Annotated in this window: 8 protein-coding genes; 1 reads left to right on the top strand and 7 read right to left on the bottom strand. The window is 41.2% G+C overall.

Going from position 1 to position 16,409, the window contains the following annotated elements:
• Window positions 1-585, top strand: a 585-nt coding sequence (locus BACCELL_RS27425; protein WP_007212530.1) for a response regulator transcription factor, incomplete at its 5' end; no start/stop codon positions are given.
• 28 nt (window positions 586-613) lie between these two features.
• Here the strand turns inward: BACCELL_RS27425 and xyl3A are convergent.
• The 7 genes from xyl3A to BACCELL_RS14105 form a co-directional block, all read right to left on the bottom strand.
• The gene (gene xyl3A, locus BACCELL_RS14135; RefSeq protein WP_007212529.1) at window positions 614-3,208 is read right to left on the bottom strand and encodes a xylan 1,4-beta-xylosidase; all 2,595 of its coding nucleotides are present in this window, start codon (window positions 3,206-3,208) and stop codon (window positions 614-616) included.
• Window positions 3,209-3,413: 205 nt separating this feature from the next.
• Window positions 3,414-5,060: a DUF4957 domain-containing protein gene (locus BACCELL_RS14130; RefSeq protein WP_007212528.1), complete on the bottom strand. Its 1,647-nt coding sequence runs from the start codon at window positions 5,058-5,060 to the stop codon at window positions 3,414-3,416.
• 27 nt (window positions 5,061-5,087) lie between these two features.
• Entirely contained in the window at window positions 5,088-7,163 is a 2,076-nt protein-coding gene (locus BACCELL_RS14125; RefSeq protein ID WP_007212527.1) for a RagB/SusD family nutrient uptake outer membrane protein, read from the bottom strand.
• A 12-nt stretch (window positions 7,164-7,175) separates the two neighbouring features.
• A complete protein-coding gene (locus BACCELL_RS14120) occupies window positions 7,176-10,430 on the bottom strand; it encodes a SusC/RagA family TonB-linked outer membrane protein (protein WP_007212526.1) in 3,255 nt (1,084 codons plus the stop codon).
• Between the two features lie 261 nt (window positions 10,431-10,691).
• Window positions 10,692-11,993 (bottom strand): pectinesterase family protein, encoded by a 1,302-nt coding sequence (locus BACCELL_RS14115; protein ID WP_007212525.1) that lies wholly within the window; start codon window positions 11,991-11,993, stop codon window positions 10,692-10,694.
• A gap of 29 nt (window positions 11,994-12,022) precedes the next feature.
• Window positions 12,023-13,573, bottom strand: coding sequence for a hypothetical protein (locus BACCELL_RS14110; RefSeq protein WP_007212524.1), 1,551 nt, complete (start codon window positions 13,571-13,573; stop codon window positions 12,023-12,025).
• Between the two features lie 216 nt (window positions 13,574-13,789).
• Window positions 13,790-16,195 carry a TonB-dependent receptor gene (locus BACCELL_RS14105; RefSeq protein WP_007212522.1) on the bottom strand — a complete coding sequence of 802 codons (2,406 nt, stop codon included), beginning with the start codon at window positions 16,193-16,195 and terminating at the stop codon, window positions 13,790-13,792.
• Window positions 16,196-16,409 lie beyond the last annotated feature (214 nt).

Below are 16,409 nucleotides of genomic sequence, written 5' to 3'. Positions count from 1 at the left end.
ATACCTATCATTCTGCTTTCTGCCAAATCATCGCTGGATGATCGCATATCAGGACTGGAACAAGGGATAGACGATTATATCACCAAGCCCTTCAGTGCAACGTATCTAAAAATCCGTATCAAGTCTTTGCTTCACCAGCGTAAAGAATTGCAGGAAATCTACTGGAAAGCATGGTCGGAAAAATTAAACAATACCCAGGAAACCACTCTGGAAGAGAAACTGACCCCCTCGCAACCTCAGATCATTTCATACGATGAGCAGTTCATGCAGCAAGTGATGCAAGTAATGGAAGAGCAAATGGAAAACTCGGAACTTACAGTCGACGAATTTGCCCAGTTACTGAATTTAGGACGTTCTGTCTTCTATCAGAAACTAAAATCCATCATCGGTCTGTCTCCCGTGGACTTCATACGCGAAATTAGGATTAAACGTGCCGTACAATTAATAGACAGCGGAGAATATAACTTTTCACAAGTGGCTTACATGACAGGCTTCAACGATCCTAAATATTTCGGAAAGTGTTTCAAAAGACAAATGGGAATGACGCCTTCGGAATACAAAGAAAATAAAAGAGATGATAGTTGAATATTTCAGCTATCATCTCCTCATAATTTTACCGAATGGTAAATGCCCGTGATAATAAACTCTTCTCACAGGAAGTACCTCCTATCATAACAGTATAATTTCCCGGGCAAACTCTCATTGTATTGCTCTGTTCATCCCACCATTCCAACTGGGTATCATCCAAAGAAAATTTAACCTCAACCGTCTTTCCTGCTGGAATACGCACACGCTTAAAAGCACGCAACGTTTTAACCGGTCCCTCTGTATCATCCATTTTTTTGAGATAGACCTGTACCACTTCATCTCCATCCCGACTCCCTGTATTAGTTACAGGAATCGCCAGGTTCAGATTTTGACCGGCAGCAATTTTATCATCATTCATTTTTAACTTTCCATATTTGAATGTAGTATAACTAAGTCCATGACCAAATGGGAACAAAGGAGTCTCTTTCATGTACCTGTAGGTCCTTCCGGTCATATTATAATCCTCAAAATCCGGAATTTGAGCCAGGTTACGATAGAATGTCAATGGTAATTTTCCAGCCGGATTGTAATCGCCGAACAAAACTTCGGCAACAGCCTGGCCACCAGCTTGCCCAGGATACCATGCTTGCAGGATAGCCTCACAATTCTGACTTTCCGGCTCCAAAGCTATAGCTGCACCGGAGAAATTAACAAACACAATCCGTTTTCCTGCAGTTTTCAAAGCCTCAACAACACGTCGCTGTACAGCCGGCAACTCGATTTCGGTGCGATCTCCTCCCCTGAAACCAGCTGCATCAACAGGCATTTCTTCTCCTTCCAGTGCCGGAGAGATACCACCCGCAAAGATAACTACATCTACATCTTTGATACGCTCCAACAATCCTTTCACATCTATCTGAGCATTTACTCCCATATCAAAGCTAAGATTTGCCGTTTTGTCAAAATGACGATACTTTAATAAAATATCATAAGACTTTCCCGATTCTGCCTTCAACGTATAAATGGAAGTCATTTGCTTCACAGCTCCTTCGTCTTCCTTAACCAGTTTACCATTAATATAAAGTTCATAGGCGCCTCGCATCTGAATACGAAAAACAACGTCTTCTGTTTTTTCCGGATGAAATACAGAACGATATTCAGCAGAAAATCCTCTTAAAATAACTCCCGGTGCAAAAGGAGCAGCCCCATTAGTATTAAATAAGAATGGGGTGGATTGCTGAACTTCCGTAACAGCCTCCCCTGTAAAGGTATTATTATTCCAATATGTTGAATGAAAACCGTTTCCTTCCGAAGTAGAACATTTGTTGAATAAGCTAATGAACAAAGTACTATCCGTGTGTCCGCAAACCGGCTCATAAATAAGATTAGAAGTTGGCAGATAACGCTGCATACCTTCAAGCAAAGTAATGGTATGCGAAGGTAGCCCATTATAATTTCCCCATTGCATAACCGAATCATTTGCATTAGGACCTATTAATGCTATTTTTGCCTGTTTACTCAATGGAAGTATATTATTATTATTTTGCAACAATGTCATGGTTTCACGCGCCATCTGCAATGCCAACTGACGATGTTTGGGTGAGTCCACAACATCCGAAGAAATCCCTGTCCAGACATTCTCGTCCATTTCTCCCAACTCAAAACGAGCTTTCAACAAACGTTTTACTGAAATATCTATCTGATTTTCAGTAATAAGTCCAGCCTTTACTGCATCCGGTAAGGATTTATAGCTATTTCCACACTCAACATCCGTGCCATTTAAAACAGCATCTGCCGAAGCACTGGCAGCATCAGGATGCGTCTCATGCTTTCTTTTTTGCCAGAAATCCGATACTGCCCCACAATCTGAAACAACGACTCCGTCGAAGCCCCATTCATCACGCAAAATCTGAGTCAGCAAACGATTACTTCCACAACATGGTTCACCTTCAAAACGGTTATAAGCACACATCACTTCTTTCACTTTAGCTTCCTGAACTAAGGTTTTAAAGGCGGGAAGATAAGTTTCCCATAAATCTCGTGGAGAAATATTCTCAGCATTAAAACTATGCCGATTCCACTCCGGTCCCGAGTGTACAGCATAATGTTTTGCACAAGCGTGAAGTTTATTGTATCGTGCTGTATCGGGTCCCTGCAAACCATTGACTACTGCAACTCCCAAACGGCTGGTCAAATAGGGATCTTCTCCATACGTCTCCTGTCCACGCCCCCAACGCGGATCACGGAAAATATTCACATTAGGAGTCCACACTGTAAGTGCCTGATAACGTGTAAGATTTCCTTTACTATCCAATCTCCGGCTCTTTGCTCTTGCTTCATCAGATACTGCCGTAAAGACTTCATACAACAAACTATCATCAAATGATGCTCCCATACCGATAGCCTGTGGAAACACTGTAGCCAATCCTGTACGCGCGAGACCGTGAAGTGCTTCATTCCACCAACCATACGCTTTGATCGATAATCGGGGAATAGCCGGAGAACCGTTCATCATCAATGAAGCCTTTTCCTCCAAAGTCAATCTTTTGAGCAAATCATCCGCCCGTTCTTCTGCAGTTAAACTTGTATCCTGGTAAGGAAACTTTTCGGGCAATTTGTTTTGTGCCTGTATAGTCATACCGGAAGCTACAACCATACCAATCAAAATCCATCGTTTCATAGTCTGTTACTTTTATAGAGTTACTGTTAATCATTTTATGCAAATATACCCGGGAAAATTAGGTATTATGGGGGAAATTCAGGTACTATAAGTGCACTATCTCAAAATTCGAAAAGTTTCTCAGAGCAGATTAAACACAAAAGGAGGTTGTTCATATGAACAACCTCCCTCCATCATTAACAATCTTTCCTATATGGAATCTTACCTATTGTATCCACCATCTCGGGTCACCGGCTTTGCCCTCACCCTCAAATTTCAATTCCGGTTTGTAATGGAAATCCCCATTCATCGGATCTACGAACAATTCCAGAGATGTCATAGACAAAGACTTGGCATTCGTGAACGGTCTAGAGTCCACTTGGAAGTCAGAGGTCAAATAGCAACCGGAGAAATCCAGGTAGCCAGAATAATCTCCATTTCCGGAATTAATCTTGCTGCCACCATTCGTTCCGGTGAAGACAGTACTTGTCACAGCAATAGACTTCGGTTGCTTATCCAAACGGAATACCTTCGGCATACCAATTGTATAATTACAGAAGATACATTTATTCATTTTTATTTCATCAATAACAAAACGAACATCCATCAACTGATCACCAATCTCACAAAGCGTAGAGTTTTCAATAACGAGTTTCTTCAGGGATTTAGCTTTACCGAAATTGAACAGACCATAGCCGCTCAATGCTACATTCTTCACAATACAATTACTGATTGTAATACCACTTATCTCTACATCACCATTGTTCAAACGCACAAGGCTACGTGGAATTTCACTGATATGACATCCCTCAAAGGCTATAGTACTGAAGCAATTCGTATTACCTATTTCAATGAAGAATTGAGATTGTCCGTCACTTATCAAATCGATATTCTGCCATTTCACAGTTCCCAGCGGAGCAGTAAATGTCATTTTGGTAGCCGTCAATTGAGGCAGCTGACCGTTAATCACATTACCTGCCAAATAAAGAGCCTTCACATTTGTCGGCACAGTGATCTCACCAAACGTATAGCTTTCTCCACCTTTGAAAGCCAGAGTTACCGGTCCTACCGGGGCAGAAGCTAACAAAGCATTAATATCATCTCCTGATTGTACGTCTATTGTTTCTCCTACAGAAGAGCCCAGTGTCAAAAATCTATATTTACCTCTAAGCACATCGCCATTCAGGATATATGCCAGATAATTAGTTCCTGCCTTCAAGTCTTTAATGGAATAAGTTCCTGCCTGTTTTTCAGTTGCAGTTAATTCGTGAGCGGGTTCTACCCATACTGTATCAATCAAAACAGTCTGTTCTTCCCCTTCTCCTTCCACCGTAAACTTCAATTCGGCATGGCGAATATGAGTAGCGGTCTTATCGGCTTTCCACTTCAAGACAGCACCGGAAGTAGAAGGAACAACCTCCGTAAATATCTGCTCATCCGGAGTTTCAAAGAAAAGTCCCACATAACCGGACTCTTTACCTGTTTTTCCATCTACCGCTTTTACACGTACCGAATAACGGCTGGTTCCATCCAAGTCTGTGAACAATGTACGATATTCCGTTTTAACCGCAGTAGTTTCCTGACGATACGGTGTCAAGGTGTCTGCCAGAATTTCCACAGTCTTCACAATATTTGTAAATTCCAGACTATCTCCTTTACTAAATTCAAAGATATACTTTGAAGCATCCGTTATACCTCTGTAACTTAACATTATAGAAGTAGGAGATGTATTATCAGCCACTTTAAATTCAGTAGTACGGAATAACCGGTCATGCCCTGGTTCTATCCCCCAGTCATTGGCATCCTCCTGGCAAGCAACGGCAGAAAATGCCAGAACTCCCAATAAGATATAATATATATTTCTAAGTTTCATATATTCATTCTTTAATAAGTTAACTTTTTATTTTTGCTTATCATATCCATAAGAGTTCTTCAAATACCCTTTTGACTTATAGATATCATCATAATAGATAGAATGGAAATGACGATAATTACAGATCTCATTACCTATATCTATCAGATTCAACTTAGCCTGAATCAACTCGCCATACTTCAAAGTACCCAGCAATTCCGTATAATCATAAGATTTACGCAAACCAGTGGCACAAGACAATATCTTTACTGAATTATCAACTAAAGAACTTTCTTTACCTTCGGCCAAATTCCAATAAGAACGGGGGAACCAATTCGCTTCTGAATAAACTTCCGTATCGGGATTATCGGCCAGGTTACGATAGAAATTGGCTGAAGACAAATCTATGAATTCACCTTCCTTATCATATCTATAGTACACTTTCACCGGGAAATCAGTTGGTTCATACGTTTTATCGAAGATTTGTATGGTATGAGTACCGTCCAGCAAATAAAGCATCGCCTTTTTCATATCCTCTATTTTAGAATCTAGTAATCCCCAACGGACTAAATCCAATTTACGGATACCTTCACCACCCAGTTCCCAGGCACGTTCGTTAACAATGGCCTCAAAGAAATCAGCATCATATTTATTCACTTCTTCAGAACCGGCACCGAAAGCTCTCGTACGAACTTGTTCCAATGCATTGCGGGCACTGATATTAGCTATTTCACTATTTGAATCAATTCCTTTACCCAACATATAACGAGCTTCAGCAAACATCAGTAAGACGTCTGAATAACGCATCACAATCCAGTTAATACCGGTCGGAGTACGAGCCGTAGCTGTTTGTGCTATAGAACGATATGCATTAGAAGTCCAGAAGAAGCCCCATTTACCCAATTTCACGTTCATTATATCAGTCTGCATCACCTCACGATTTCTCTTCGCATCTGAATCTTTCTTATACTGAGGCCAGTAACAAGCATAATCACGACGAGTATCAGTCGGAGAAAATGAATAGAAATAATAAGCATTTGAACATACATAAGAACCACCGAAACCACGGCTGCCATACCCGATTCCACCGTCCATTGCACGTCCCATCAATGTACCGATGTCACCACTATACCCTACTCCATTAGCTACTTCAAAAAGATTCTCATTATATTCGTTATAATTCAAGCCACAAACTGTTTTCCAGATATGTCCATAATCAGGATCCAATTGATGAGGATTCTCCGGAGCACCAATAATTTCAGCACATTGCTGCTCGGCTATTTCATAATAATCACGCCAATTCTTAGGTCTACCAACATAATAACCTCCTACTTCCTCCATACCGGGATTTCCTTCAACATTAGGATAGTGTTCTACATTAGAATCATCAGGAAACTGATTACCGTCACGAACAGACCATCCTCCTGCAAAAAGAGCAATACGAGCCAATAATCCCTTGGCAAATCCTTTATTCACGCGTTCGCAATTATAATCAGAATTTTCTCCTACCCAAGGCAAATAGTTAACTGCCTCCTGCATGTCACGAACAATACTTGAATAAATACTATCACGATTAATCTTTCCCATATATACATTGGAAAGATCCGAGTTAGACATACCTTCCTTAAAAGGAATATCTCCCCAACGCCTAACCAATTCAAAATAAGACAATGAACGCAATGTTAAAGCCTCACCCAAATAACGCTTCATAGCCGCATTACCACTTTTATAAAGCGCTGAAGCACGAATGCCATCCACAGCCGTACTGGCCAATTCTGCCATTTTAAAAATGTATCCCCATTGCAGGGTCTTGTTGTACCAGTCACAATAATAATTGGCCGCCCCTGTATCACTTGTCAGGTCTTTAGATGGGTCAGTAGCATAACCACTAGCCAATTCAATATCAGAAACACCTTGCCAGTTAACCGACATTTTCTGTCCATAAACATACGTACCTGCTAATTCGGAGTAAACTCCCATAATAGCCGAACGCGTCATACCTTCATTCTCAAAAGTAACAGTACTACTTTGTACCGAGGGAGATTCCGTATCAAGAAAATCGCTGCAAGAGGTTAACAGCGCACCTCCCACCGTCAATACATATACTATATTCTGTAATTTCATAAGTTTATTAGTTTAGAATGTAACATTTAATCCAAAAATATAGGATCTGGACTTCGGATAAGCCGAACGGTCATAACCAGGAGTCATATTGCTGGAACTTGTATTTACTTCCGGATCCTGACCGCTATATCCTGTCAGACAGAATAAATTATTTCCAGTAGCATAGACACGCAGGCTCTTCACACCGAACTTTTGAGTCCAATATTTCGGAAGAGTATATCCCAGCGTCAGAACGCCTAAGCGTAAAAACGAACCGTCTTCTACCAACCAGTCTGTGGTAATCGTATTGTTCATTAACGGATGCCAGATGGAAGCATTGGAATTAATTTCCTGCAAACGTTCAGGGTTGGCATACTCACCATAATAGATATTAAGTCCTGTTACAGGATCTATCGTTGTAAAACGATTTGCCAATCTCATATCATTACTCAGATTCTGATAACGTTTAGAACCTGTATAAGAAGTGTAGTCCACTTTATTGATATTCAGAATATCATTACCATAAGACCAGTTGAACATCGCTGTAACATCGAAACCATTCCAACCGGCATTAAAACTAAAACCACCAGTGTGTTTCGGCAACGCATGACCGATCACTTTACGATCATTATCAGCATCAATAACTCCATCACCATTCAAGTCCTTCAATTTCATGTGACCAGGTCCGAAATAACCTCCTGCACGAGAAAGTACACCCGAACAATCTGTAACGATTGGTACACCATTTTCATCTTTAGTCGTCACAATATCCCACTTTTTAGTGGTAGGATTGAAAGTGAAATCATCAAAAGAATACATACCATCAGACACATAACCGTACATCAAACCAACTTCCTGGCCTACAAAAACACGATAGTTATCGCTACCGGTCTCTGTGCCACCACCAGAAAGAATCATTTCGTCACCATTGGCACCATACAATGCATCTACCTTATTCTTATTGAAAGCAATATTAAAATTAAAGTCAAGATAGAAATCTTTCGTCTGAACGAGATTTGCATTCAACGACAACTCTACACCGCGATTAGTAGTCTGACCAAGATTTTGGTATTGGCTACTATAACCTGCATTAGAGGGCAACTGCACTTCCATAATCAAGTCCTTAGTAACATCATTATAATAATCAAATGTCAGATTTATACGATTACTGAAGAAACCTAAGTCAAAACCTACGTTCGTTGAGAATTTAGACTCCCAGGTCAGATTTTCATTACGCAGACGTTTGGCAGGTTGCAAGCTACTCTGTCCAATCTCATTCTGATAATAGAGATTCTTAGTAGAAGTTACCGGACTATAAGTCTGGCGCCAATAGGAACCGACACGGGCATTACCGGACTTACCATAACTGGCACGCATCTTCAAAGTGGACAACCAGTCTTTAGACCATTCCATGAAACTTTCATCCGAAATACGCCATGCAGCAGATGCAGCGGGGAAAATACCCCACTTATTTCCAGGTGCAAATACATTAGTACCGTCTGCACGCAACGTAAAAGTCAGATAGTAACGATCATTCAGAATGTAATTGGCACGACCGAAATAGGACATGCTGCGGTCGGGTTCATTAATCGTCGTATAAGTGGGTTCTGCAGTACCATTGTTCCACATAGCCAGAATATCATTAGCCAAATAATCACCCGGATAATAGTCTGAATTGACTTTCATATCATCCTTTTCAGAGTTATTAGCTTCTATACCGCCCATAACGTCAAAATGATGCTTTTTCAACTTAAATTTATAAGTCAGCAAAGTACGAAATGTCCATTTTGAACCATTCCAATATTGGCGATAGGCAACAGGTTGTCCGGCCTTACCATTCGCTTCACCTGTATTCTTCAGATAAATATTATCAGTACGATCAAAAGTAAAGCCATAAGTGCCTTCTGCACGCCACTGTAATCCTTTAATAACGTCCCATATTAAAGCAACATTATAAGTATTATTGAACTTGGACTGCTTCTTATACTCGTTGGTAATATTGTAGAAAGGGTCGTTCAAGTTACTGATATTTTCAGGGATCAATTCATTATCACCAGCCAGGTCGTCTTCCGTTAGGTCAGTAAGCGTACCAATAGGAGGATACTTCACGCAGTCACGTAGTTTGGAACCACTGGATACACTGGGGCCGTCAATAACATTATTACTCATTTTAGCATTAAGATCCAATCTCAACTTTTTATTAAAATTCTTGCTTAACTTCAAGTTCAGATTATCACGACGATATTTGGATGTTTGCATAATATAAGTTTCATCATCACGTGTGTAACTTATACTATAAATCAAAGACTCACTACCACCATTAATGTTTACGTTGTAGCTCTGCTTCAATCCGGTACGATCAAACAATTTACGTTGCCAGTTGAGTCCTTCTTTACCTTTATAAATATCGACATCTTCCCACTGTCCATAGCGATCAAAAAAGCCTGCATTCTTAGCCGGATCCAATTCACGCTGATAGTAAACATATTCATAGGGAGAAAGAACCTCAGTTTCATTATAGAAACGGTTCAAACCCAATGATGCATTGAATGTCACTTCTGTCTTACCGGCACGACCACCTTTTGTAGTAACCAAAATTACACCATTAGCTCCCTTAGCACCATAAATGGCAGTAGAAGAAGCATCCTTCAACACATCAATGCTTTCAATATCCGTCGGAGGAATATCGTTAATATTACTCACCTGGAATCCATCTACAATGAACAGCGGCTCATTGCTCTGCGTGATAGAGCCACCACCACGTACGCGAATATTAACGGCTGCATCCGGTGAACCTTCAGTTGTAACAACGCTTACACCCGCCAGACGTCCCGTAATGGCGCTTGAAGCTGAAGTAGTTGGGATGTTTTTCAATGTTTTCTCACCTACGGAAGAAATAGCTCCAGTTAAATCTTTCTTGCGTGCGTTACCATAACCTACGGCAACTACTACTACTTCGTCCAGTGTTTGCGAATCATCCTTTAAGACAATCTTCAAAGTCTTTCCGGTTACTGCATCCACTTCTTCCGTTTTCATACCTATATAGGTAATAACGATCTTTTTTCCTTTACCTGACACATTCAGAGTAAAATTACCATCTAAGTCAGTGATGACACCATTCTGGCTTTTGCCTTTTTCCATAACAGTGGCACCAATAATCGGTTCTCCTTCCGAATCAGTCACATTACCTTTTACCGTAATGTTTTGAGCAAACACTCCAATAGGCACCATTAAAATGAATGCCAGCAGAAGCAACCTGCTCTTCATCTTTTCGATTTCTTGTTTCATGATAGTATTATTTAGTTAAACAATAAGTACAGTGTTTTTCGTAAAGCTTTTCATTTCTTAACTTAACCTGTGTTATTAATTCTTTTGCAAAATTCAGAATTAGAAGAGTATTTAAAGAGTAAAATCATCCAGAAAGGGAGTAATAATTCAGTTTGAGGCTATAACTGAGTAGTTTTAACAAAAAAATCCCAGACTTTCACAAGCCCGGGATTCCATATGCAAAAAATGTCAATATGTTATAGCGCCATTACAATTCATTAACTAAAGAACACTCTCTGTTCCTAATGAACCATAACGATTGACAGCACATACTTTTAAATTTCCTTTTACTTCAGATGGCAAAGTATAGATCGGCTCTTTGGCAAAGCCTATGACACGATCATTATTGAAAATAACATATCCGGCAGCAGCTGGTACTGCTTTCCAGCTAACTTTATCCCCCTTTTTTTTCAACTTTGCGGGAGATGGCAATTTTTCCATCATCGCACGGGGATTCCATCCGTCATCTCCCGGAATTATACGTTCGTATACATAGCCATCCGCTTCTTCCTTGGTGATTGTTGCACGACAGGAACCTTTCGGCGGATTATCCGGGCCACGTCCGTCATATTCAGTCTTACGTTGGCTAAGGTCGAGTACATTACCCTCGGCATCGCGGCTGTCATACTCTGCAAATAACCCCGGAATAGCCCCCATGTTTGTCCACCCCTCGGGAGCAAGAGGAATGCGCATAGTGGTATGTATATAAACAGCACGAGGAGAATTATGCCACGGACGTCCTAACTTTTGTTTACCATCGGCAGCAGCGGCATTACCATCCACTATACAGTTGCGAAATACATATCCGAACCTCACATTTTTATGGGAAGGAGCAACTATTACCGAACCACTGCGCAAATTATATAACGTACAATTTTCAAGCAAAGCATCTCCACTGCCATAAAAGTAATCTACCGCTCCCTCAATCCAGCAATCTTTCGCATAAAGACGGTGAGAGTCAGTTCTGGAAGTCATCCAGGTATCCTGGAAAGATCGAAAAATGCAATTATTGTATGCAGCACAATCAGCCTGGCTACTCATAGCCAAAGCTTGAGGACCATTTTGGCTATCTACCCCCCAGTCATTAAGATAAGAGATATTCTCCGTATAAAAATGATCTCCCTTTATATAAACAACACTACCTTCCAATTTATGAACTTCAGAAGAAGGGTTATGAACAGAATGTTTCCAGTAAGCTGTTTTAGCAGGTTCAGTTCCCTCTTCAGGTTTTCCACCGACATTCAGACAGTGATGGATAATCGTCTTATTTTTATCCTGTCCGATAAGATGAATATAAGTTTTAGTAGCGGGAATAATTACTTGCTCCCGATAAGACCCGTTTTTCAGAAAAATCAGCCAAGGCTCCTGCCGATTGTCCGGTGCAGCATTAACAGCATCCTGAATACTCGTGTAGTCGCCGCTACCATCCAAAGCTACTACGGCCTGATACGGCGATGAACTATCTTGAGCATATCCTCCCGATAGAATGCCCATAAATAGTACTGTAAAAATTATCTTCTTCATACTTAATATATTAATAATTGGTTCAACTTCTACTTTACCAGACTGTTCATATAGACTTCCAAATTGGTATAACCTTCCTTACTCAATGTAGTAGTAACACCATCAGAAGCATCCTTCGGGTTCAGCCCATGAGCCGTTTCCCATGTATCCGGAATACCATCGCCATCAGTATCTCTTAGCTCATCAGCTGTAACACCGCCATTCGATAATTCCGGCCAAGCACCGGTGGATCCCTCCGGTTTCACATCTGCCGGTAAGTCGATCAATCCGGGAGCATTTTCAGCGCCTTTTGTCACGCTGCCAATATAAGTAGCCGTACCGTTTTGGGTTTCCTCTATAATACGTATATCTATAATATCACGTTGTTTGGAACAACCGGCGTGAGCCAATACAAGATCATACGCCTGTTCAGCAGTATGTGTAGTGACAATACCTGCATCCAAAGGTTTGGCCAGGCGCATCTCTTTCTTCACTTGTTTAGTGAAAGTATTATCGCAGGATGAATTCTTGATTTGTTCGTAAATACCCTTTGTCCAGTTATCCTTGGTTACTTCCTTATTACCTTCGATTACATTACCGTCCACATAGAATTTCCCCCATACATGTTCCATAGGTTTCCAAACATTGGGCTTACCATCTGCTTTGGTACAATATTTCGTAGTACGCACTCCAAGAGCGGCAATACGATAGCGTACAGGACTGTTTTTGGGAGTAGCCGGACCCGGTTTGTAATAATTGTTCACGATGTTTACATGCATTCCCTCTCCACCGTAACAGCCATTTCCCGCCCAATTATAAAAAACATTATTACGCATATCCACATGTTCGCGTTCCTGAGTGAAAGGACGGGGACCAAGACGTGGGACACGACTTTCATGATGTGCTAGCAGATTATGATGAAAAGAAGCTTTCGCTCCTCCCCAGATGGCTCCATATCCGTGTTTTCCTTTGGCATGACCGGCCGTCCGAAGGCTTTCGGAAACAAGACACCACTGGACAGTCAGGTTTTCACCACCGTACACCGAACAACACTCGTCTACCGACCAACTGATAGAACAATGGTCTACAATAACATTCTTGCAATCGGTACTTCCAAGTCCGTCGGGTTCTCCACCGCCTTCATTGCCGACACGAAACCGTACATAACGAACAATAACATTGTTGGCGTTAATAGTTACCGGACGTCTGGCAATACAAATACCTTGCCCCGGCGCCGTTTGTCCGGCAATAGTCAAATCTCCGTTAGTGATTCTTAAAGGTCTGTTCAGGAAGATAGTCCCGGCTACATCAAAAACCACCGTACGTGCACCTGTTTGCGCAAGCGCATAACGTAACGTTCCTGCTTGCATTCCATCTTCCAATGTAGTGACGTGATAAACTTTACCACCGCGACCACCGGTAGTATTCCGGCCAAAACCTTCAGCGCCGGGAAAAGCGATTAATTCTTCCGTACCGGATGCTAATTCATTATCAGAAATAGTAGTCGCTCCTGCCGGTATTCCACCTAATAAGAACAAGAAGAGCCATAAAAGGCATAAGTCCTTCATCTCTATTACTCGGTTTTTCATTTTGTTTTTCATATACTTCCTCTTATAGATTTGTTTGTTGGTATGCAAAAGTGAGCAATCATGAAGAAAGTAAGGGGTAAAAACTGGTAGAAAAGGAGGAATGATTCATATACTTTATGGAAACAAAGTGAACGGCCTGTCCGGTGAAACCACTGTTTCACTCTGACAAGCCGTTCGTCTCCCACCACGGGAGTGCTTTCAGCTAGGTAAAAACGATGAAAGCAATTTTTATAATCTGTTCTGAATATCTGAGTTACTATTACGTTGTCCCTTGCTGCGGATATCTCCACCAAACGTGTAGGAAACACCGATGCGGAAACCGGTAAAGGCAAACTGATTGTCCGTCGTCATCCGGACTCCATTGGAAACAGTTTCAAGCTTCGAATGGCTGATTAGAATATTATTGACGTTCAGGCTAAGACTGAGCTTATTATCCAGCATGCGATAGAGCAAACCCGCACTGACACCATAAGTAGGTTTTATCAGATATACTCCACTATACTGACGTGAAGTAAACCAACCTGAAAGCGTTCCGATAAATGTCTTCTTCGGATTAAGGAAGAATGTATTGCGCAAACTGGCATTATAAGCCCATCCTTTCTCTTCGGCTGATGTGGAAGCGGCACTGGAAGTTGTGCGGCTATAGTTTACACCATGCTGAACATAAGCCTGCATCCATTTTGTACGGAATGTATAGGAGTTATTCAACCCGAAAGAGTGTGTCTCCATAAAGTTATCCCACAGGAAAGAACTGATATTCGTTTCCGGATCTAAACCTACAACCTGAAAGAATACATCGTCCGAATAAGAATAAAATGCAGAGATATTGAGATTATTCTTGAATGTATATCCCAATTCGGCATTATACGTATAACTCGGCTTCAGGTCTTCCTTTCCACGAGCATAGGTATACTTGTTCTGATAGAACGGGAAAGGGTTCACCATATTCTGTGAAGGGCGGGAAATGCGATTGGACAAACTAAGGTTCAATGCATTCTGCTCATTGGGTGAATATAGGAAATAGAGTGTAGGGAACAGACGGGTATAATCGTGCTTGTCCGTCGTATTCTCCGACTCAGAAATACCGGTAGTACGGGTGTGTTCCATACGCAAGCCCAGCTGCATAGAGAACTGCTTGCCAAACGCGCGGTTATAGTCAGCGTAAAGAGCATAGATTTGTTCTTTATAGTGGAAATAATCGTCCTGCACCAGTGTCGGGTCCGAAGTATCATAATTGATACGGTTACGGGTATTTGTGAAAGAAACCTTGGCACCTGCGGTCACCTTATACTTCTCGAAGGGAAGTGTAAAGTCAAGTGCAGAAGAGAATACATCTACTTTGCGGTTTTGCAAATAACTGTAATCAAAATTGGTTCCGGGTATAGTTACACCGTCAGGAGTCTGAGTGTCAGACAGGAACCCCATGTGACTATCTCTTTTATCATACAGGTAATCCACATCCCAGGTCATCTTTTTACCCTTATCACCCCAGGATTTGTCAGTATGGAAATTCAAGTTAACGCGGTCGGCTTTAGTTCCTTCCTCACTGTCAGAGAATAAAAGAGAGTCCAGACGGGCAGTAGCCACGTCATAAACTTCCGTAATAGAAACTGCTTTGGAATCTTTTGGGTTATTGTGGTTGTAAACAGCTTGCAAACCTAACGTCCAGTTGCGTTCCAGCGCAAAGTCCACACCTGCCTGACCATAATAACTCTGCATATATTTCTTATAATCCGTACGCCCATCCCAAGTATTCTGAGCAAAATAGCGACGATTCGCCTCACGGTTCTCATAGTTGCCTTGCGTAGTACCTGCATTGATGAAAGAAGATACGCGACCTTTGCTGATGTTCAGGTTTACACCACCATAACCGTAATTCTCCTTTTCGCCTGCATTATAAGAAGCAGATACCGTACCTCCCAGATAATCTTTAGGACGTGACTTCAGACGTATATTGATAATACCTGCATTACCAGCCGCATCATATTTGGATGGCGGAGTAGTAATTACTTCCACTTTCTGTATCTGAGAAGCGTCATAAGAACGGAGATAGTCAATCAACTCGTCACCGGAAAGTTTCGTTTCACGATCATTGATATATACCTTCACGCCTCCTTTACCTATAATATCAATACTGTTCTGACCAACGCGCAGACCGGGCACTTCACGCAAAAGGTCGAGTGCATTTCCTCCGGCAGTAGCGATGGCATTATGTGTATCAAAAACAACTCTGTCTACCAGACGCTTGATTACCGGACGAGCTGCCGTAACGGTTACTTCATTCAAAAAGGTAGAAGAGGATTTCAGGGTGAGCATACCTACATTCTTATTTCCCTGTAAGGAGACGGGCAAATAGATATCTTCACAACCTATCAGAGTAATATGTAACAGATATTCCCCTTTAGGTTGAGTAAAGGTAAAACACCCTTGTGCATCCGTCAGCATACCCGTAAGATAAGTACTGTCTTTAGCCTGTTTCAACAGAATGTTTGCTACTTCCACCGGCTGATTGTTTTCGTCCTGTACGCAACCGGAGAGTTGATAACTTTGAGCAGAAATAGAAACTGCCACACACATGATAAGGATTAAGAATGTTAGTCTTTTCCCGATAGTCTTCATTGAATTTGCTTTCATCGTTTGATTGATTTAAATGTTTCACTTTTCGTTTTTACCTGATGCAAAGTTAGGGGTGAAACATGTCTCAAACACTCTATATCGGGATATAAAAGTTCTATATTAGAAGTACATATAACACTAATTATCAATACATTATATTTTCCATTCTCTATATTTATCTTTTGAGAGTCTATATACTATTTATATGTATGAATAGGCGCATGCATTTCTG

The organism is Bacteroides cellulosilyticus DSM 14838, assembly GCF_000158035.1.
In the GTDB taxonomy this organism is placed as follows: Bacteria; Bacteroidota; Bacteroidia; order Bacteroidales; family Bacteroidaceae; genus Bacteroides; species Bacteroides cellulosilyticus.
The sequence above is the reverse complement of the archived record's forward strand: the minus strand, read 5'-3'. Positions and strand labels throughout refer to the sequence as shown.

Bases quoted from the DNA above. Each gene is read 5' to 3' on its own strand.
- xyl3A (WP_007212529.1), bottom strand. From the start codon at position 3,208: ATGAAACGATGGATTTTGATTGGTATGGTTGTAGCTTCCGGTATGACT.
- BACCELL_RS14130 (WP_007212528.1), bottom strand. From the start codon at position 5,060: ATGAAACTTAGAAATATATATTATATCTTATTGGGAGTTCTGGCATTT.
- BACCELL_RS14125 (WP_007212527.1), bottom strand. From the start codon at position 7,163: ATGAAATTACAGAATATAGTATATGTATTGACGGTGGGAGGTGCGCTG.
- BACCELL_RS14120 (WP_007212526.1), bottom strand. From the start codon at position 10,430: ATGAAACAAGAAATCGAAAAGATGAAGAGCAGGTTGCTTCTGCTGGCA.
- BACCELL_RS14115 (WP_007212525.1), bottom strand. From the start codon at position 11,993: ATGAAGAAGATAATTTTTACAGTACTATTTATGGGCATTCTATCGGGA.
- BACCELL_RS14110 (WP_007212524.1), bottom strand. From the start codon at position 13,573: ATGAAAAACAAAATGAAAAACCGAGTAATAGAGATGAAGGACTTATGC.
- BACCELL_RS14105 (WP_007212522.1), bottom strand. From the start codon at position 16,195: ATGAAAGCAAATTCAATGAAGACTATCGGGAAAAGACTAACATTCTTA.